Source organism: Nannocystis sp. (assembly GCF_016714285.1).
GTDB lineage: Bacteria > Myxococcota_A > Polyangia > Nannocystales > Nannocystaceae > Nannocystis.
The window spans coordinates 51,024-71,513 of sequence record NZ_JADJNN010000006.1 but is presented as its reverse complement, the minus strand read 5'-3'; the positions used below and the strand labels follow the sequence as shown (position 1 = coordinate 71,513).

The 20,490-nt window shown below is 70.4% G+C and carries 13 protein-coding genes; 9 read left to right on the top strand and 4 right to left on the bottom strand.

Going from position 1 to position 20,490, the window contains the following annotated elements:
* Window positions 1–8: 8 nt before the first annotated feature.
* From IPJ59_RS14530 to IPJ59_RS14510, 5 genes are all read left to right on the top strand, one after another.
* The gene (locus IPJ59_RS14530) at window positions 9–734 is read left to right on the top strand and encodes a hypothetical protein (protein ID WP_293272176.1); all 726 of its coding nucleotides are present in this window, start codon (window positions 9–11) and stop codon (window positions 732–734) included.
* A 94-nt stretch (window positions 735–828) separates the two neighbouring features.
* On the top strand, window positions 829–2,658 hold the full coding sequence (locus IPJ59_RS14525) for an IgGFc-binding protein (protein ID WP_293272175.1): 1,830 nt from the start codon (window positions 829–831) through the stop codon (window positions 2,656–2,658).
* Window positions 2,659–2,817: 159 nt separating this feature from the next.
* The gene (locus IPJ59_RS14520; protein WP_293262429.1) at window positions 2,818–4,734 is read left to right on the top strand and encodes a hypothetical protein; all 1,917 of its coding nucleotides are present in this window, start codon (window positions 2,818–2,820) and stop codon (window positions 4,732–4,734) included.
* Window positions 4,735–4,928: 194 nt separating this feature from the next.
* Entirely contained in the window at window positions 4,929–6,833 is a 1,905-nt protein-coding gene (locus IPJ59_RS14515) for an IgGFc-binding protein (protein ID WP_293272174.1), read from the top strand.
* Between the two features lie 189 nt (window positions 6,834–7,022).
* Window positions 7,023–7,964 (top strand): FHA domain-containing protein, encoded by a 942-nt coding sequence (locus IPJ59_RS14510; protein WP_293262423.1) that lies wholly within the window; start codon window positions 7,023–7,025, stop codon window positions 7,962–7,964.
* Here IPJ59_RS14510 and IPJ59_RS14505 read toward each other — a convergent pair.
* Both IPJ59_RS14505 and IPJ59_RS14500 read right to left on the bottom strand, forming a co-directional pair.
* A complete protein-coding gene (locus tag IPJ59_RS14505; RefSeq protein ID WP_293262420.1) occupies window positions 7,953–8,657 on the bottom strand; it encodes a DUF4215 domain-containing protein in 705 nt (234 codons plus the stop codon). The genes IPJ59_RS14510 and IPJ59_RS14505 overlap by 12 nt on opposite strands.
* An 85-nt stretch (window positions 8,658–8,742) precedes the next feature.
* Entirely contained in the window at window positions 8,743–12,135 is a 3,393-nt protein-coding gene (locus IPJ59_RS14500) for a M4 family metallopeptidase (RefSeq protein ID WP_293272173.1), read from the bottom strand.
* A 258-nt stretch (window positions 12,136–12,393) separates the two neighbouring features.
* Between IPJ59_RS14500 and IPJ59_RS14495 the strand changes: the two genes are divergently transcribed.
* The 3 genes from IPJ59_RS14495 (at window position 12,394) to leuS (ending at window position 18,011) form a co-directional block, all read left to right on the top strand.
* Window positions 12,394–14,559 (top strand): IPT/TIG domain-containing protein, encoded by a 2,166-nt coding sequence (locus IPJ59_RS14495; RefSeq protein ID WP_293272172.1) that lies wholly within the window; start codon window positions 12,394–12,396, stop codon window positions 14,557–14,559.
* A 69-nt stretch (window positions 14,560–14,628) separates the two neighbouring features.
* Window positions 14,629–15,129, top strand: coding sequence for a hypothetical protein (locus IPJ59_RS14490; RefSeq protein WP_293262411.1), 501 nt, complete (start codon window positions 14,629–14,631; stop codon window positions 15,127–15,129).
* A gap of 179 nt (window positions 15,130–15,308) precedes the next feature.
* A complete protein-coding gene (gene leuS, locus IPJ59_RS14485; RefSeq protein ID WP_293272171.1) occupies window positions 15,309–18,011 on the top strand; it encodes a leucine--tRNA ligase in 2,703 nt (900 codons plus the stop codon).
* Window positions 18,012–18,083: 72 nt separating this feature from the next.
* On the opposite strand, the gene IPJ59_RS14480 is transcribed toward leuS, so the two are convergent.
* Complete coding sequence (locus IPJ59_RS14480) at window positions 18,084–18,278, bottom strand: hypothetical protein (RefSeq protein WP_293272170.1); 195 nt, start codon at window positions 18,276–18,278, stop codon at window positions 18,084–18,086.
* A gap of 98 nt (window positions 18,279–18,376) precedes the next feature.
* On the opposite strand from IPJ59_RS14480, the gene IPJ59_RS14475 reads away from it, so the two are divergent.
* Complete coding sequence (locus tag IPJ59_RS14475; RefSeq protein WP_293272169.1) at window positions 18,377–19,732, top strand: porin; 1,356 nt, start codon at window positions 18,377–18,379, stop codon at window positions 19,730–19,732.
* Between the two features lie 314 nt (window positions 19,733–20,046).
* On the opposite strand, the gene IPJ59_RS14470 is transcribed toward IPJ59_RS14475, so the two are convergent.
* Complete coding sequence (locus tag IPJ59_RS14470; RefSeq protein WP_293272168.1) at window positions 20,047–20,451, bottom strand: hypothetical protein; 405 nt, start codon at window positions 20,449–20,451, stop codon at window positions 20,047–20,049.
* Window positions 20,452–20,490 lie beyond the last annotated feature (39 nt).

The following is a 20,490-nucleotide window of genomic DNA, read 5'->3' as shown; positions in this document are numbered from 1 at the left end:
GAGCCGCCATGACCCCGCGCCACCCCCTCACCGTCCTGCGCGCCGCCCTCGCAATCGCCTGCAGCGTCAGCCTCGCCCTGCCCGCCGCCGCCCACGCCCGCAGCCCGCAGCCCGAGCCCACACCCGACCCCGGCGAGGCCACCGACGAGCTCAGCCCCCAGGCCCAGCAGCACGTCGTCAAGGCCTACCAGCAGTACAAGAACCAGGCCTACGCGGTCGCCGAGGCCGAGCTGCGCCGCGCCGCCTTCTTCGCCCCGCAGTGGCGCCCGCTCCACTTCAACCTCGGTGTCATGGCCGAGGCCCAGGGCAAGCTCGGCACCGCCGTCCGCGAGTACAAGTCCTTCATCCCGTTCGCCCTCGCCGACGAGGCGATCGTCGCCGAGCAGCGGATCGAGGAGCTCAGCGAGCGCCGCAGCAAGATCGCCAGCGGCTACAAGAGACAGATCGCCGTCGGTGCCACCACCCTGACCTTCGGCGCCGCAGCCACCGGCGCCGGCGTCGGCCTGCTCGTGTACGGGTTCCAAAAGAAGTCGGACTCGAGCGGCACCACGGAAGCCCCACCCGACAAGTTCATCACCGCCGGTTACCTCATCGGCCTGGTCGGCGTCCTGGTCCTCGTCTACTCCTTCGTCCCGCTCTCGAAGGCCATCAAGGCCAAGCGCCAGCTCGACGGCCTCGCGCTCGGCAAGGCCCGCCTGCGCCTCGCCGGCGGCGGCGTCAACCTGCGCTTCTGACCGCTTGCCAATTTCCCGTCGATCGGCCGACATGCGCAGCCGCCTGCGCTTCTGACCCCCTTGCCAATTTCCCGTCGATCGGCCGACATGAGGCATGCGCAGCCGCCTGCCCCTGCCGATCGTCCCTCTCCTCCTGCTCGCCGCCGCCTGTGGTGACAGCGGCCGCGTCGACTCGGCCGGCGCCAGCACCACGGCCGGCTCCGGCCTGACCCCCGCCAGCGTCACCGACGAGCTCCCGACCAGCAACGGCCCCGACGCCAGCACCGCGGTCAGCGGGGCCACCGGTGGCGCCACCGAGGCCAGCGCCACCGACACCGCCAGCACCGGTCAGCTCAGCGCCACCGCCACCGCCACCACCACCGGCCCCTGCGCCTGCACCCCCGGCGAGCAGAACGGCTGCGAGGGCGACCAGCAGCTCGTGTGCGCCGACGACTGCTCCGGCTTCGCCGCCACGCCCTGTCCCAACGGACAGGTCTGCAAGGACGGCGCCTGCTCGGCCCAGCTGTGCAACCCCGGCGAGATCGTGTGCGACAGCGACACCGCCACCAAGGCGTGCAACGCCGGCGGCGACGCCTTCGATCCGCCGGTCCCCTGCGGCGCCGACGAGACCTGCCTCAACGGTACCTGCCTGACCCTCTGCGAGCTCGCCGAGGCGACCCCCAGCTCGGTCGGCTGCTCCTTCTTCGCCCAGCGCATGGACAACTACAACAACTACGCCGACGACTCCCTCATCGTCGGCAACACCTCGAAGATCAAGGCCGCCTCGGTCCAGCTCTACCTCACCACCAGCGGCACCAACATCGAGGTCGCCCAGGGCGCCCCGGTCGACATCCCGCCGGGCATGACCAAGACCTTCCCGCTCAGCGAGGCCCCCTTCAGCAAGGCCTCCGGCCTGCGTCAGGGCGGTTCCTACCGGGTCCAGAGCACGATCCCCGTGGTCGCCTACCAGCACTCACCGATCGGCGCCCAGGCGACCAACGACGCCTCCATGCTGCTGCCCGAGCACGCGCTCAAGCAGGACTACGTCGTCGCCTCCTACATCGACGGCCTCGGCTTCCTCCCCAGCTACTTCAACGTCCTGGCGATCGCCGACAACACCACCGTCAAGTGGACCCCGCCGCAGAGCACGCTCGGCGGCGCCGGCGTCCCCGACGTCGCCGCCGGCCAGACCGGCCAGGTGCTCATGAATCGCTTCGACACCATGGAGGTCCGCGCCCCCGACGGCGGCGACGTCTCCGGCACCTTCATCACCGCCGACAAGCCGATCTGGGTGGTCGGCGCCGTCAACTGCGTGAACGTCCCGACCAACGTCACCTTCTGCGATCACATCGAGGAGCAGATGCTCCCGCTCGACTATTGGGGCAAGCAGTACGTCGGCGCCCACTCGCCCAAGCGCGGCGGCGAGCAGCACTACTGGCGGGTCTACGGCGGCGAGGACGGCACCGTGGTCACCACCACGCCGCCCCAGCCCGGCACCCCGATCATGCTGAACAAGGGCCAGTGGAAGGAGCTCGTGATCGCCAACAACACCAGCTTCCTGTTCGAGAGCGACAAGCCCTTCTTGCCGGTGCAATACCTCGAGGGCCAGGACGGCGGCGCCGGCACGGGCGACCCCGCGATGTACCAGATGATCCCCGTCGAGCAGTTCCTCGACAGCTACGCCTTCGTCACCGGCACCGGTTACTCGGTCCACTACGCCCAGATCATTCGCACCAAGAACGGCCCCGAGGTGAAGGTCGACGGCGCGGTCGTGGGCAACTACTACGCCGTCGGCGAATACGAGGTCTCCGACCACACGATCAGCGAAGGGGGACACCTCGCCGAGAGCGACGCCCCCTTCGGCATCACGGTGGTCGGCTACACCGGCGTGACCTCGTATGCATACCCGGGTGGCCTCAAGCTCGCAGTGATCAACCCCCAATGAGCCGATCGTCGAGCACACGAGCCGAGCGCTGCAAGGCCAGGTCCGGTCAACTGCCCCCGCCCGCACGCACACGCCCGGTGTGACTCCGCGCCGCACCGCGACCCCCCGAGCCGCCGCTTCCCGCTTGCAGCCCGCGACGAGATCGCCGCACATGGCGGTATGCGAAGCCGTCACGCCTTATCCCTGCTGCCCCTGCTGCCCGCCCTGGCGATCACCGCCGCGTGCGGCGACGACACCGGCCGCGACACCGAGACCGCCGCCACCATCACCGACAGCGGCCTGACCCCCGCCACGGTCACCGACAGCACCGAGAGCAACCCGACCAGCAGCCCCACCACCCCCACCGAGGGCAGCGCGAGCAGCACGGTCGCCAGCGGCGTCTCCGACAGCGAGAACACCAGCGGCGTCGCCACCGGCACCAGCGACCCGACCGCGACCACCACCGGCGCCAGCGCGACCACCGACAACAGCACCGGCCCCGTCAGCGGCAGCACCAGCGTCGGCGAGTCGACCATGGCCTGCGCCTGTACCCCCGGCGAGGCCGGCGGCTGCGAGGGCGACCAGCAGCTCGTGTGCAGCGACGACTGCACCGGCTTCGTCGCGACCCCCTGCGCAATGGGCCAGGTCTGCAAGGGCGACGCCTGCGTGGCCCTGTTCTGCCAGCCGGGCGAGAAGGTGTGCGAGGGCGAGGCCGCGACCAAGACCTGCAACGCTCAGGGCGAGGCCTTCGACCCGCCGGTCAACTGCGCCGACAGCGAGGGCTGCAGCGTCGGCCAGTGCACCAGCCTGTGCCTGATCGCCGAGGCGACCCCGAGCTCGGTCGGCTGCTCCTTCTTCGCCCAGCGCATGGACAACTACTCCAACAACGCCAACGACTCGATGATCGTCGGCAACGTCTCGAAGACCAAGGCCGCCTCGGTGCAGTTCTACGTCACGCCCGTCGGCGGCAACGTCGAGCAGGCCCAGGGCGGCCCGGTCGTCATCATGCCCGGCAAGACGGCCACCTTCCAGCTCGCGACCGCCCCCTTCAACAAGGTCTCGGGCCTGCGCAAGGGCGGCTCCTACCGCATCCAGAGCACGATCCCCGTGGTCGCCTACCAGCACTCCCCGATCGGCGCCCAGGCCACCAACGACGCCTCGATGCTGCTGCCCGAGCACGCGCTCAAGACCCAGCACATCGTCGCCTCCTACAAGGACGGCCTCGGCGCCTACCCCAGCTACTTCTCCGTGATCGCCAGCGCCGACAACACGACGGTCAGCTGGACCCCGCCGCAGAACACTCAGGCCGGCACCGGCGTCCCCGCTGTCGCCGCAGGCCAGACCGGCCAGGTGCTGATGAACCGCTTCGACACCATGGAGGTGCGCGTCGGCAACGGCGGCGACATCTCCGGCGCCTTCGTCAGCAGCGACAAGCCGATCTGGGTGGTCGGCGCCGTCAACTGCGTGAACGTGCCGAACGGCGTCACCTTCTGCGACCACATCGAGGAGCAGATGCTCCCGCTCGACTATTGGGGCAAGAAGTATGTCGGCGCCCACTCGCCCAAGCGCGGCAGCGAGAAGCACTACTACCGCGTCTTCGCCGGCGAGGACGCCACCACGATCACCACCACCCCGGCCCAGCCCGGCACGCCCATCATGCTCAACAAGGGCCAGTGGAAGGAGATCGTGATCCCCAACAACACCAGCTTCATCTTCGAGAGCGACAAGCCCTTCCTGCCGGTGCAGTACCTCGAGGGCCAGGACGGCGGCGCCGGTACCGGCGACCCCGCCAGCTACCAGATGATCCCCGTCGAGCAGTTCCTCGCCAGCTACGCCTTCGCCACCGGCACCGGCTACACCACCCACTACGCCCAGATCATCCGCCAGAAGGGCGGCGCCGACGTCAAGGTCGACGGCGTGGTCGTCAACGGCTACTACGCCGTCGGCGAGTACGAGGTCGCCGACTGGAAGATCAGCGAGGGCGGCCACCTCGCGGAGAGCGACGCCAACTTCGGCGTCACCGTGGTCGGCTACACCGGCGTGACCTCGTACGCCTACCCCGGCGGCCTCCAGCTCGCGGTCATCAACCCGCAATAGGCTCACGAGGCCGCGATGGCCTCATAGCCTCAATGGCAACAGGGCTCACCAGGCCCCGATCACCGATCTCGCACGCGCGCATGCGCGTGCCTGCGCGCATGCGAATCGGAATGCGGGCCTCGCCCACGCGCGAACCGGCGAGGTCCGCATCAGCGTCGTTGCTTCGCGCCCGCGGATGGCCGCACATGGGGGCCATGCGTCAAGACCTCCGATTACACTCTCTCGCCGCCGCGCTCGTCGCCGTGGCCGCCTGCAGCGACGACGGCAGCACCAGCAGCTCGGGCGAAGCCAGCACCGGCGCGACCACCGTGACCTCCGGCCTGACGCCGGGCAGCACCAGCGACACGCCGACCAGCGATCCCAACACGACCGTCAGCACCACGCCCCCGACCAGCGGCGCGACCGACGTCGTCACCAGCACCGGCGAGCCCGCGACCACCACCACCGACCCGACCGCGACCACGGCGGCCACCACCACCGACAGCACCGGCCCGATCAGCGCCAGCACCAGCAGCACCGTCGGCGACACCACCATGGCCTGCGCCTGCACGCCGGGCGAGGCGGGCGGCTGCATGGGCGACCAGCAGCTGATCTGCGCCGACGACTGCACGGGCTTCGAGCCGGCGCCCTGTCCCATGGGCGAGAGCTGCAAGAACGACGTCTGCACCGCCCTGTTCTGCATCCCCGGCGAGAAGGTGTGCGAGGGCGAGGCCGCGACCAAGACCTGCAACGGCCAGGGCGAGGCCTTCGACCCGCCGGTCAACTGCGCCGACACCGAGGGCTGCAGCGGCGGCCTGTGTACCAGCCTGTGCCTGCTCGCCGAGGCCGAGCCGAGCACGATCGGCTGCTCCTTCATCGCCAGCCGCGTCGACAACATCTACGGCAACGAGATCGACTCGCTGGTCCTCGGCAACACCTCGAAGACCAAGAACGCCTCGGTCCAGCTGTACTTCACGCCCAACGGCACCAACGTCGAGCAGGCCCAGGGCGCCCCGGTGATCGTCACGCCGGGCAAGACCCAGATCTTCCAGATGACCAACCCGCCCTTCGACAAGGTCTCGGGCCTGCGCAAGGGCGGCAACTACCGCGTCCAGAGCACGATCCCGATCATCGCCTACCAGCACTCGCCGATCACCGGCCAGGCCACCAACGACGCCTCCGTGCTGTTCCCCGAGCACGCGCTCAAGCAGGACTACGTCATCTCCTCGTGGCCCGACTCGCACAACGCGTACCCCAGCTACTTCAACGTGATCGCCCTGGTCGACGGCACCACCGTCAAGTGGACCGCCAGCCAGGCCACGCTCGCCGGCGCCGGCGTGCCGGCCGTCGCCGCCGGCGCGACCGGCCAGATCATGATGAACCGCTTCGACACCATGCAGGCCCGCGCCAACTTCGGCGGTGACCTCACCGGCACCTTCGTCAGCGCCGACAAGCCGATCTGGGTGGTCGGCGCCGCCGAATGCATCAACGTGCCCAACAAGGGCACCCTCTACTGCGACCACATCCAGGAGCAGATGCTCGCGCTCGACTACTGGGGGAAGAAGTACGTCGGCGCCCACTCGCCCAAGCGCGGCACCGAGAAGCACTACTGGCGCGTGTTCGGCGGCGAGGACGGCACCATGGTCACCACCAACCCGGTCCAGCCCGGCACGCCCTTCATGGTCAACAAGGCCCAGTGGGCCGAGCTCGTGATCCCCAACAACACCAGCTTCATCTTCGAGAGCGACAAGCCCTTCCTGCCGGTGCAGTACCTCGAGAGCCAGAGCGGCGGCGCCGGCACGGGCGACCCAGCGATGTACCAGATGATCCCCGTCGAGCAGTTCCTCGACCGCTACGCCTTCGTCACCGGCCAGGGCTACGTCGTCCACTACGCCCAGATCATCCGCCTCAAGGGCGCCGCCGACGTCAAGATCGACGGCGCGATCGTCAACGGCTACTACGCCGTCGGCGAGTACGAGGTCGCCGACTACAAGATCAGCGAGGGCGCCCACCTGGCCGAGAGCGACTCGCCCTTCGGCATCATCAGCGTCGGCTACACCGACGCGACCTCCTACGCGTACCCCGGCGGCCTCAAGCTCGCTGTCATCAATCCGCAATAGGCCGCAATAGGCCGCAATAGGCCTCAGTAGGCCTCAATAGGCCGCAATAGGCCGCAATCAGGCCAGCAGAACGGCCCGCAGGACGGCCCGCAGAACGGCTCGCAGTCGTTGCGGGCCGTCGACCCAACGCGTGCACGCTCCGCGCGCGCGCAGTTGTACGTGCGCGGGCGATCGGTTAGCGTCGCGCGCATGGGTGTGCTTCGAGCCCAGGAGTCAGGGCACACGCTGCAGCTGCCGGCCCGCTGCCTGATCGGGCGCTCGCGGGCCTGTGACCTCGTGCTCGGCGAACCGCAGGTCTCGAGCCAGCACGCCGCGCTCGAGTGGAACGGCAGCAAGTGGGAGGTCTGCGACCTCGGCAGTCGCAACGGGACGCACGTCAACGGACTCCGCCTGGCGGCCGGCGAGCGGGTGCCGATCCGCCGGGGCGCTGAACTCCGCTTCGGCCGCGAGTCCCCGGCGTGGCTGCTCGCCGACGACGGCGGGCCCTCGCTCATGGCCGTGCAGCTGGCCACCGGCGAGTCGCAGCTGGCCGCGGGCGGATACCTCGTGCTGCCTGACGCGGAGCGCCCAGAGGTCGCGGTCTACCAGGACGCGCGCGGCGTCTGGGTCGCCGAGACGCGCGGGGAGCAGGCCAGCCTCGAGGACCGCGCCGTGATCGCCGTCGCCAACGGGGCCGTGTGGCGGGTCCACCTGCCGAGCCTCGGCGACGGGACGCTCAAGGAGAACGAGCCGCCGCTGCTGATAGGGATGCTGCTCCTGCGCTTCTCGTTCACGCGCGACGAGGAGCACGTCGAGCTCCGCGCCCTCCACGGCGAGCGCTGCCTCGACCTGCAAGCGCGGGCGTACCACTATCCGCTGCTCCTGCTCGCGCGTCAGCGCCTGGCCGACCGCGCCGCCGGCCTGGCTGAGTCGGAGCAGGGATGGATCCGCCAGGACGAGCTGCTCAAGCAGCTGCGCATCGACGAGAACTACCTGCATATCAGCCTCCATCGCGCCCGCACCCAGCTCGGCAAGCTCGGTGTCGCCGACGTGGCCGGGCTGGTCGAACGCCGCTCGGGCACCCGCCAGCTCCGCCTGGGCGTCGCGCGCCTCGAGCTGGTCCCGCTCGACGCGGCCCAACTAGCGCAGTGACCCCGCAGCCAGGCGGCCGATCGACTTCTCGCGCACGCAGGCGTCGCAGCCGTCGCCGTCGAAGCCGTTGCCGTCGTCGCATTGCTCGTCGACCTCGACGATGCTGTTGCCGCACACGGGCGCCGGCCCGATCTGCTCGCGGTCCGCGACGGCCCGTCCCTGCAGCTTGCAGTCCACGCACCAGCCGATACCGTCGTCGCTGTCGCATTCCTCGCCGTACTCGACGATGCCGTTGCCGCAGAACGACGCCGCCACCAGCTCGTCGGGGCCGGCCTGCGTCGGCGCGGGCGCGTCGGCGCCCCCGTCCAGCTCGGGGCCGGCATGGACCACGCAGTCGTCGCAGCCGTCGACCGTGAGGTCGTTGCCGTCGTCGCACTGCTCGCCCGGCTCGACCACACCGTTGCCGCAGAAGGCCGCGGGGCTCAGATCGCCGGGGTTGCTGCCGGGGCGGGCGCGGAGGATGTCCGTGGCGGCGGTCGAGCCCGAGCTGGCCGCCGGGCGGATGCGGCTCGCGGACTGCACCCGCGGGGCGTCGTCCTCGTCGTCGCTCTCGTCCTCGTCGGTCAGCATCTCCTCGTCCTCGCTGGCCGCGAACTGCTCGGCCTCGGAGTCCATCGAGTCGTCGTCGATGCCGTCGCAGCCGGCGAGAAGGACCAGGAAAGCGCCACTCAAAACGGTGATGATGCGGTTCATGTCAACTCCTCGATCGCGTGCGGTCTGCCCAGGCCCAGGGCTCCACGACATCGTGAAGCGTCCTCCGGTCCCGGTGGTCGCCGCGTCAGCCGCGGCAACCTCGTTGTCGAGATAGCGACGCGATGGCCGCCCGGGGATCCTTACAGGCAATTACAGCGGCCGCCGGGGCCCCCAGACGCGGGGAGGATGCACCACGCAGAGAGGCCCGCCTGCTGCCAGCAGGCGGGCCTCCACGCCACGCGGGCACCGGTCTCAGCCGCGACGTCGCCGCAGGAACAGGAGCCCGAGCGCCCCGAACCTGGCCCGCGCTGCCGCCACCGCCGTCGCCGCGGCCATCCCCGCGACAAGTGCAGCTGATCGCCTGGTCGCCGCCGTCCTGGCCGCCGCCCGACTCGCTGTCCGGCGTCGTCGTGTCGTCGCCGCCGCCCTCGGTCGGCGTCGGCTCACCGCCGCCCGGCACGCACGCCGCCTGACCGTCGCCACCCTCGCCGCACACCGGCGTCATCGCCTGCTCGGCGCAGTTGGTCGTCACCAGGCCCGCCGCCGGGTCGCACACCTTGAGCACATCGCCGACGCACACGCCCGCCGCTGGCACCTCGCCGCAGGGGTTGCAGTCGAGCAGGTCGGTGCCCTCCGGGCAGCGCTCCGGCGCGTCGCACACGCCGTCGCCCTCGTACGGGCACCAGTCGTCCGGCGCCTCGGGCAGCGCGCCCGAGTCCGGGTCGACGCAGCTGTAGCCGGTCTTCTTGTCGACCCAGCCGCAGTCGAGGCCCAGCTTGTTGCAGAACACCTCCTGCGTGGTGTCGGTCGAGCCGTCGCAGTAGATCAGCACGTCGCCGTTGCACTTGCCGAAGTACGTGCTGCCGCCCGGCACGTCGTCGCAGCTCGCCTTGGTGTCGACGTTCTCCGCGCAGTACGGGTCCTTCAGGCACGCGCGCGTGCCGTCCGACACCGTCGCGCAGCAGTCGAACGCGTCCTTCTCGACCTGGCTCGCCTGACACTCCGACTTGGCCTTGCACTCGTGCGAGCAGAAGCCGTCCGGCTGGCCCTCCTCGGACACGCAGAACGGCACGGTGTCGTCGCAGACCTGGTAGCTGTCGGCCGCGCACTTGCCCCCCGCGGCCACGCCCTTGGGGTTCAGGCAGTCGTAGCCGACGATGCTGTCGAACTTGCCGCACACCAGACCGTCGGCCTTGCAGTCGACCACCGTGATCGTCGGGTCGCCGCCGCCGAGCTCGCAGTAGGTGAGGGTGTCGCCGGTGCAGCGGCCGAAGAAGGACTCGTTGCCGCAGGTCCCCGGGACCACCTCGCAGCCGCCCATGCCGTCGTCCTGGAAGTTGTCGTTGCAGCCGCACACGTACATGCCCTGCTGCTGCTCGTCGAAGATCGGGTGTCCGTTCTCCGGGCAGTCCGACTCGACCGCCTCGCACTTGCCGTCCGCGGCGTTCGGCGCCCCCTCGAAGCCCGGGTCGCACTTGCAGGCCTTGGCCACCGCGTCCCAGCCGCTGTTGAGCGGACAGCCCATCTCGACCGCCACGCACTGCGTGTTGTTGGCGTTCGGCTTGAAGCCGTCCTTGCAGAAGCACTGCCCGTTGCCCTCGATCGCGTTCTGCGGGCACATCACGTTGTCGACCGCCACGCAGGCGCTGCCGTCCTGGTTCGGCACGAAGCCCGGGTCGCAGAAGCACACGCCGCCCTGCTCGCTGGCGTTGGTCGGGCAGCCGCCCATCGGCACGTCGGCCGCCCCGAGCACGCCGACCTTGACCCACGCCTGCGCCGTCGCGGTGCAGTCGCCGGCGGTCAGCGTCTTGCTGGCGACCAGCTCGTCGCAGGCCGTCAGCGTGCCCTCGGCCATGTCGATGAAGCTCGCCTGGCTGCCGATGTGGTTCTTGTACAGCGTGCGGTACCAGATCTTCTCGACCACCTCGCGGCTCTTGGCCTGGGCCAGCTGGTAGGCCGCGTGGTTGGGGATGCCGCTGTTGATGTGCACCCCGCCGTAGTCGTCGAGGCCCTTGTAGATCTCGTCCATGTGGGCCGGCTGGTTGCCGCCGCCCGGGTCGATGAAGCTGCGCGCGTAGCCCTGCGGGAACACCTGCGGCCCGACGATCTCCTCGCCGATCAGCCAGTCGTCGCGGTCGACCATCACCGCCATCACGTCGGCGAAGCTCTCGTTGAGCGCGCCCGGCTGGCCCTGGTAGACCAGGTCGACGGTGCCGGTGACGACCGCGTGGGAGAACTCGTGGGCCGAGACGTCGAGCGCGCGCGTGAACTCCTTGAAGGTGAACGCGTCGCCGTCCCCGATCGCCATGTGCTTCGACCACGCGTCCCAGAACGCGTTATTAAAGTCCTGCCCGTAGTGGACCAGCTGGCGCACCTGGGCGCCCTTGCCGTCCCACGAGTTGCGCGCGTGGGTCTTGCTGTAATAGTCGATCACCTGCTGCATGTGATCGTGGGCGGTCGCCAGCGAGGCCGACCACGCCGTCTTGCTCGCCGAGGTCGCCAGGGTCGCGTCGTACTGGCTGTGGTTGGCGTCGAAGGTCTGCAGGGTCGCCGCCGCCAGGCCCTTGCTCTGGTCGAACAGCCCGTAGTAGCCCTTGTCCTCGTAGTTCGAGATCCGCAGCGTCACCTTCTTGCCGAAGAGATTGGTCCCGCTGCCGGTGGTCGGCGTCACGGTCTCGGTGTGCACCAGCGCGTGGCGGGCCAGCACCGCCCCGCTGTTGCCGTCGATGTAGGTCGCGTAGTGCTGCGGCGCGCCGTCGGCCGTCTCGAGCGACTGCACCAGCCGCCACGCCAGCGCGCCGCCGTCGTCCTCGCCGCCGCGGCCCGGCCACACGCCGAGGGTCGCTTCGCCGAGCTCGCGCACGACGCCGTCACCCGCCGCGGCCGCGTTCCACCGCCGGGCCCGCTGCTGCGCCGCCGCCGGCCCGTAGCGCAGCGTCTGCGCCGGCCGCAGCGCCCCGAGCCGCTGCGCGTTGATCGAGGTCAGCGCGCCGTCCTCGTCGAAGTGCGCCGCGACCTCGGCGCCCCACACCGGCAGGCCGTCGTAGTGGACGTCGAGGACCACGTGCAGCCCCTCACCTGGCACTTCGGACAGGTGCCTCTGGACCAGGGTCATGCGCTCCGGCGCGGCCAAAATTCCCAGCGCGTCGCGGTGCTCGAGCAGCAACCGCACCGCCGCCAGCGCGCCCTTGCCGTGCGGGTTTGCCACCCGCCCGCGAAACCGCTGCAGCGAGCCGCGCTGCGGGTCGAGCCGCACGCTCGCGGTCCCCGACGCGAGTCGGTGCAGGTGCAGCAGCGCGTCGCGCACGTGAGGCGCCGGCGCGCTCGCCTTGGCCGCGCCCGCGAGGGTCAGCGCCGCGGCCCGATTCATGTCCGCGGGCAGCACCTTCGGCGGCGGCTTGCCGATGCGCTTGCCGGCCTGCGCGGGCGACTGCTTGCCATCGGCGTGGGCCGGCGCGGGCGCCAGCAGCAGCGACACGCAGACGCCACACGCGAGCGCGGAGACCGTGCCGATGCGAGACGACGAAGTGCGAAGGGAGGCGCGAACAGAGGAACAGTTGCGGCGCGTCATCGTGGTGGCCGCGAGAATAGCTTGACGGGGCGCGTGCCGAGGAGGGAAAGTCGCCGCGTGTGGTTCACAGATCGTCGCTCCTCTAGCACAAACATGCGGATCCCCGATTGCACGAGCTCGGACGGCGCGCGTCCCCGATCGCCGCGTCGCCGATTGAATGCATCCGTGGTGGCATCCTCGGTGGTCGCCGTCGCCATGCTGTTCGCCGGCCCCCAGCGCGCGCGCGCGGCCGAGATCGCGGCCGTCGAAGTGGCCCTCAATATGGCCCTCGACGGGGACCCACCCGCGGCCGCCGCCGCGCCCACGATCGCCAGCGTCAGCCCGGCCGAGTTCGCCGCCGGCGCGACCATCACGATCTCCGGCGACAGCTTCGCCGAGGGCGACGTGCTGCTGCTCGACAGCCACGCCCTCACCGACCTCAAGATCACGCCGACGAGCATCACCGGCACCGTCCCGGCCACCGCCAAGGCCGGCAAGAAGCTCGTGCTGAAGCGCGCCAAGAAGCAGGTCGCCACGTTTGCCGCCAGCAGCGAGGGCATGGCCCGCTTCACCTTCGTGCCAGCGCCCAAGCTCAGCGGCGTCACGCCCAAGTTCGCCGCCCCCGGCGAGACCGTCACCCTCAAGGGCAAGGGCTTGGCCCGCGTCAGCGAGCTCAGCCTCGGCGGCGCCAAGCTGAAGATCGACGAGCAGACCGACATCGCGATCAAGTTCACCGCCGTCGACGGCAATCACAGCGGTCCGCTCGCGGTCAAGAGCATCGGCGGCGAGGCGGCGCTCAAGAAGGATTACGAGGTCTTCTACGCGCCCACCCTCGCCAGCGTCGATCCGCCAGCCGCGTTCGAGGGCGACGCCATCACCCTCAAGGGCACCCACCTGGCCGCCCCCGTCAAGTTCAAGCTCGGCAGCAAGTCGCTCAAGCTCGCCGACCCCGCCGACCAGACGGAGACCAGCGCCAAGCTCGTGGTCCCCAAGGCCGCCAAGTCCGGCCCGCTCGCCGCCAGCGCCCGCGGCAAGAAGGCGAGCCTCGGCAGCGACTTCACCGTCCACCCGACGCCCGTGCTCAGCACGGTGCCCAAGGAGGTCGGCGCACCCGGCGAGCTCAAGGTCAGCGGCAAGCACCTCGACGCCGTCACGACCTGGCGTTTGGGCCAGGTCACCCTCACCCCGGTGGCAGCCGCCACCGCCAGCAAGGTCACCCTCACCGTCCCGGCCGACGCCCCGATCGACCAGCCGCTGATCGCCGTCACCCAGGGCCGCGAGTTCACCAGCAAGAAGCCGGTCGCCACCGTCAAGACGCCGATCGTTCAGGGCCTGGCCTTTTGGACAGGTCCCGACGGCAAGGGCGTCGACGGCGTCATCCGCGGCGCCGACTTCTCGGAGAAGACCAAGTTCACCCTCGCGGGCAAGCCGCTCAGCACCAGCTTCGTCGCCGCCGACCGCGTCGGCTTCTCGCTCGCCAAGGCCCCGCCCGCCAGCGCCCAGAAGCTCAGCGCCAAGGCCGGAAAGTACGCCGGCGCGCCGATCGAGGTCGACGGCGCCGGCAACGGCTACCGCGTCCCGGCGGACCAGCTCGCCGCGCTGCTCCCCACGGGCCTGCAAAACTACGACCTCGTCGCCGCCCAGCTCGACCTCGAGGTCAGCACGCACCTGGTCGGCGAGGCCGAGGGCGCCGCCCAGCAGAACGCCGAGGCCGCCCGCGTCGCCGCCCTCGGCCTCCGCCTCGCCCAGGATCTCCAGCGCGTCTCGCTGGCCCAGGCCGCCCTCTGCGGGGCGATGACCAGCGGCAAGGATGCCACCCAGACCGCCAAGAACGCCGCCGCCGGCGAGCTCCTGCGCCAGAGCAATCGGCACAGCCAGACCCTGCTGGCCACTCTCGAGAAGCTGTGGTCCAACCTCGGCCCCGACGCGCTCGCCGGCGCCGGCCTGGCCGAGGTCGACGCCGCCGTCGCCAGCGTCGGCGCCGCCCAGCCCAAGCTCGTCGCCGCCTGCAAGGGCCGCTTCGCTGGCAGTGGCAAGCTCCTCACCGACGCCGCCACCACCGTCAAGCTCGACGTCGACAAGCTCTACCGCGCACCGATCCTCGCCGCCTTCGAGGATGTGCTCGCCCGCGGCAAGAACTGGTCCGCCGTCGAGAAGGACGTCGAGGGCCGCCTCGCCGTCCTCCCCTCCGCGCGCAAGAAGCTGTGGTTCGACACCCTCAAGGCCAGCAAGGCCGGCGTCGAGGCGGCCGCCGCCGGCGTCACCGGCAAGGGCGCCAAGGGCGACAAGCACGTCGAGAAGCAGGACAAGCCCAAGGGCACCGGCAAAGGTGGCAAGGGCAAGGCCAACTGAGCCGATGCCCCGGCGATCGGTCGGAGACCTAGACCGGAAAAGCTGGTAAGGACAAGGCGAACTGAGCCGATGCCCCGCGCCCGCCTGGTCCTCGCCACTGTCCTGTTCGCCGCCTGCAGCGAGCCCACGCCCAACGACGACACCGCCACCGCCACCGGCACGAGCACCGGCGCCGCCGACGATCCCGAGCCGCACGCGACCTTCGCCGCCAAGCTCGACGCCATCGCCCTGTGCGGCTTCGAGGGCGCCACCGCGATCCGCTTCATCGCCCGCCGGGTCGGCTGCGAGCAGGCGCCCCCGGCCCCCTGCACCCTCGAGGTGAGCCCCTACCGCGAGTGGGACGGCGATGTCATCGCCTGTCCCAGCGGCCAGACCCTGCTCGACGTGGAGGTCGCCGTCCCGGTCACCGGCCGCTTCCAGATCGACGCGAAGGTCGCCACCACCTCCGGCTTCCAGAGCCTGTGCTTCGGTCTCGACGCCACGGTGCCGACCCTCGTCAGCGCGGCCGACCTCGAGGCGCGCCGCGAGCTCTACGTCACCACCACCAGCAAGCCCTGCCCCGCGCCCTGACCTGGCCTGGCCCGACCTGACCCGACGTGGCTCGACCTGCCGCGACGCGCTCTGACCTGTCATGACCCGGCGGTCGCATGTCCCCAGGGACATGTCGTCGCAACGCCCAGGCAGCGCCCCCGCTGGCCCGCGCGCGACGCTTGGCTTTTTCCGCGCGAGCGTCTAGCGTAGCCCCGCCCATGACCTACGATTTTCGCGCCATCGAGGCCCGCTGGCAGAGCTTCTGGGACGAGCACCACAGCTTCCGCGCCGACGTCGACCCCGAGCGCCCCAAGTACTACGTCCTCGACATGTTCCCGTACCCGTCGGGCGACGGCCTCCACGTCGGCCACCCCGAGGGCTACACCGCCACCGACATCGTCGCCCGCTACAAGCGGATGCGCGGCTTCAACGTGCTGCACCCGATGGGCTGGGACGCCTTCGGCCTGCCCGCCGAGCGCTACGCCATGCAGACCGGCGTGCACCCGGCCGTGCGCACCGCCGAGTGCATCGTCAACTTCAAGCGCCAGCTCAAGACCCTCGGCTTCTCCTACGACTGGGAGCGCGAGGTCGACACCACCGACCCGCGCTACTACAAGTGGACGCAGTGGATCTTCCTGCAGCTGTGGGGCGCCTTCTACGACCCCACGCAGGCCCGCGCCCGCCCGATCGACGAGCTCCCGATCCCCGCTGAGATCGCCGCGCAGGGCCCCGCCGCCGTCCGTCGTTATCGCGACGATCACCGCCTCGCCTACCTCCACGACGCCCCCGTTAACTGGTGCCCCGCCCTGCGCGTCGTGCTGGCCAACGAGGAGGTCGCCGAGCAGGTCGAGAAGGGCCTCGTCGTCGTCCGTCGGCCGATGCGCCAGTGGATGATGCGCATCACCGCCTACGCCGAGCGCCTCCTCACCGACCTCGAGGGCCTCGACTGGCCGGCCAGCGTGCTCGACATGCAGCGCCACTGGATCGGCCGCAGCGACGGCGCCGAGGTCCGCTTCCACCTCGTCCACCAGCACGACGCCGATGCCAGCGCGATCGAGGTGTTCACCACCCGCCCCGACACCCTGTTCGGCGCGACGTACATGGTCCTCGCGCCCGAGCACCCGCTCGTGCAACGCATCACCACGCCCGAGCACGCCGCTGCGGTCGCCGCCTACGTCGAGCGCGCCACCCGTCGCAGCGAGCGCGACCGCCAGGCCGACGCCGCCGAGGGCCAGAAGACCGGCGTGTTCACCGGCGCCTTCGCCCGAAACCCCGCCAACGGCGCCCACGTCCCGGTCTGGATCTCCGACTACGTGCTCATGGGCTACGGCACCGGCGCCATCATGGCGGTGCCCGGCCACGACGAGCGCGACCACGCCTTCGCCCGCGCGATGGCCCTGCCGATCGTCCAGGTCGTCGGGGTCGTCGGGGGCGGCGGTGCGCACCCGATCGCCGACGCCGCCTTCAGCGAGCCCGGCGTCGCCATCAACTCCGGCTTCCTCGACGGCCTCCCCACCGCCGCCGCCAAGCAGCGCATGATCGAATGGCTCGAGGCCGAGGGCCTCGGCCGCCGCCGCGTCACCTACAAGCTGCGCGACTGGCTGTTCTCGCGGCAGCGCTACTGGGGCGAGCCCTTCCCGCTCATCCATCGCAGCACCCCCGACGGCGACGACGAGGTCGTCCCCGTGCAGGAGCTCCCGGTCACCCTGCCCGAGCTCGCCGACTTCCAGCCCAGCGAGACCGGCGAGCCCCCGCTCAGCAAGGCCGAGGCGTGGGTCCAGCTCCCTGATGGCGGCCGCCGCGAGACCAACACCATGCCGCAGTGGGCCGGCAGCTGCTGGTACTACCTCCGCTTCATGGACCCCAGCAACGACGCCGCGCCCTTCTCCCGCGCCGCCGCCGACTACTGGCTCCCCGTCGATCTCTACATCGGCGGGGCCGAGCACGCCGTGCTCCACCTGCTCTACGCCCGCTTCTGGCACAAGGTCCTGTTCGACCTCGGTCACGTCGGCACCCGCGAGCCGTTCCAGCGCCTCGTCAACCAGGGCATGGTCCTCGGCGCGACGTATCTGCCGAAGGACCGCCGCCGCCACGCCGACGGCAGCGCCGTGATCTTCAAGCCCGCCGAGGTCGAGTCGCTCGCGCCCGCCAGCGACGAGTGGCGCGTCAAGGCCACCGGTGAGCTCGTCGACGTGCAGTGGGACAAGATGTCCAAGAGCCGCGGCAACGTCGTCAACCCCGACGACGTCGTCACCCAGTTCGGCGCCGACACCATGCGCCTCTACGAGATGTTCATGGGTCCGCTCGAGCACAGCGCCCCGTGGCAGACCGACGGCGTCGCCGGTTGCCACCGCTTCCTGCAACGCGCCTACCGCCTCGCCTTCGACGGCGACGCCTCGGGCACCGCGGACAGCGGCCCCGATCGCCTGCGCGAGCTGCCGCCAGGGGAGGGCAGCGACCGCCAGCGCCGGCTCCTGCACCGAACGATCGCCGCCGTCAGCGAGCGCATCGATCGCCTCGCCTTCAACACGGCGATCAGCGCCATGATGATCTTCGTCCGCGACATCGTCGAGCCCGGCGAGCCGCTGCACCGCGACGCGCTGGCCCAGTTCAGCCTGCTGCTCGCGCCCTTCGCCCCCCACCTCGCCGAGGAGATCTGGCGCGCCCTCGGCAAGCCGCACTCCCTCGCCCACGAGCCCTGGCCCGCCGCCGACGAGGCCCTGCTCGTCGACGCCACCTTCCCGCTGGTCGTCCAGATCCAGGGCAAGCGCCGCGCCGAGCTGGCGATCTCCCAGGGCGCCAGCGAGGCCGACATCACTTCCCTCGCGCTCGCCAGCCCCGAGGTCCAGCGTCACCTCGCGGGGAAGACCCCGCGTCGCGTCATCTACGTGCCCGGGAAACTCCTCAACATCGTGGTGTGATGCCCAGCGTCGCAAACGCCGGGTCGCCGGGAATAACAGGAGCCCGGTAATTCACGTTTGACAGGGCAGGTGTCAGAGCGCACACCTCCCGAAGGTCGAGTCCATGCAGACGATTCTCCTGTACATCGCGCTCTCAGCGGCGAGAACCGCTGTTCCTGTACCCGCCACGCCGCCCACGACCGCCGCTCCGAGCACCACGCCCACGACGGCCGCTCCGCCCGTGACGACCGCGGCCGCGACGAGCCCGACCACGACGAGCCCGGCCACACCCGTAGCGACGAGCCCGCCCGGCCACACCCGTCGCGACGAGCCCGGCCACACCCGTAGCGACGAGCCCGACCACGACCGCCGCGACCACCCCGTCAGTGACCACCGCGCCCGCGACGGTCGGGACCTCCGCGACGACCACGGCCGCCACCAACAACACAAGCCCCACCGCGACGTCCCCGGCGCTCGCGACCACCACCCCGCCGGCCGTGACTGGCGCGACGCCCCCCGCCGAGCCCTCGCGCTTCCTGCCGCCCGGAGATCCCGCGCGCATGGCCGAGGCCCCGGTCGACGAGGCCAAGCAGGTCAAGTGGCGCCCGGGCGTCGGCCTCGAGGTGACCAGCAAGGACAAGCGCTTCTCGCTGCAGTTCAACGCCTTCTCGCAGCTGCAGCTGATCGCGCGCCACACCCCGGCGATCCCCGGCGTCGACGGCGGCATGCCGACCGCGGCCAAGAACGACTTCGACCTGGTGTTTCGCCGCGCCCGCGTGTGGTTCGCCGGCAACCTCTTCACGCCGAACATCAAGTACCGGATCGCCCTGACCTTCTCGCCGATCGAGCTCGGCTACAAGAACGGCACGATCACCCGCTCACCGATCCTCGACTGGTTCTTCACCTTCGATCGCCTGCGCGACGCCACCGTCCAGGTCGGCCAGTACAAGGTCCCCTACAACCACCAGCGGATGATGCGGATCACCGGGCTGCAGTTCGTCGACCGCTCCACGGCCAACAACGAATTCACGATGGACCGCGACATCGGCCTCGACATCCGCTCGAAGGACGTCGGCGGCCTCGGCCACCTCCGCTACTACGCCGGCGTGTACCTCGGCGACGGCATCGCCCTCTACGGCCCCAGCGACTTCGGCCTCGCCTACCTCGCCCGCGTCGAGGTGCTGCCCTTCGGCCAATACGACGACCTCGAGGAGGCCGACCACGAGCGCAGCAAGAAGCCGAAGATGCTGATCGGCGGCGCCTACTCGTACATCGACCGCGACCCCCACGACACCCACGGCTTCGCCGGGGCGATCCCCGCCGACGGCGGCAAGACGACCACCCACAACGCCACCGCCGACATGAGCTTCCGCTACGCCGGCTTCTCGATCGAGAGCGGCTTCTTTTGGCGCAAGGGCAAGCGCCTCGGCGGGACCAACGTCGACGACATGGGCGCCCCGATCCCCGTCGTCGCCGCGCGCAACGGCTCCGCGTACTTCGCCCAGGCCGGCTACCTGCTGCCCCGACTGCCGCTGGAGATCGGCGCACGCTGGGGCCAGATGTTCGCCGCCGGCACGCCGGCCCAGACCAGCCTCAAGAGCCAGAACGACCTCGGCGGCGTCTTCAACTATTACTTCGCCCGCCACTCGCTCAAGCTCCAACTCGACTACTTCCACTCGTGGAACACGGAGATCCGCCTCGGCACCGACCAGGTCCGCCTGCAGCTTCAGGTCGTGTTCTAGCCAGTGCCGATGCAAGCAAAACCGTGAGTTGCCTCGCGCCTGGCACGGCGCTCGCGAAGACTCCGTCCACGCGAGCCCAGCGGACTCGTGGAGCCCAGCGGCCCAGGTGGAGCATCGACGCGAGCAGCCGCGGTCGTAGGCTCGTGCCCCCAACATCGACTGGCCCTCGCCTCGCCCTCTCGCCCTCCCACGAGGGACACGCGGGCTGGCCTCACTTCTCTCTTTTGTGACCCGCGTCGCCTGTGCGACGATGGGGCGAAGCCTGTGCGCGGAGCGTTGACCATGAGCAATACCCCTGTTTACTCCCCCCGAACTTATCTCCCCGGTGGCCTTCCCGCGCTGGCGCTGTGTGCCGGACTGCTCGGCGCGTGCGGCGACGACAAGGGCGGCAACGACGAGAGCACCACCACCGTCGCCTCGGTCGGCAGCATCTCGAACACCAACGCGACCACCGAGCCGACGACGACCGCCGTCACGCTCACCAACGACACCTCGATGATGAAGCTCGACCTCCCGTCGGAGGACACCGAGGTCGTGACCGGCTGCCAGACCACCGACGGCTCGTGCAACCTGCTCGACATCCTGTTCGTGATCGACAACTCGGGCTCGATGGGCGAGGAGCAGACCAACCTCGCGGCCAACTTCCCGTACCTCATCCAGAAGATCCGTGACCTCAAGGACGACGAGGAGCAGCTGGTCAACGCCGACGTCAACATCATGGTGACCACCAGCGACTTCGGTCACCCGCTGTGCACCTC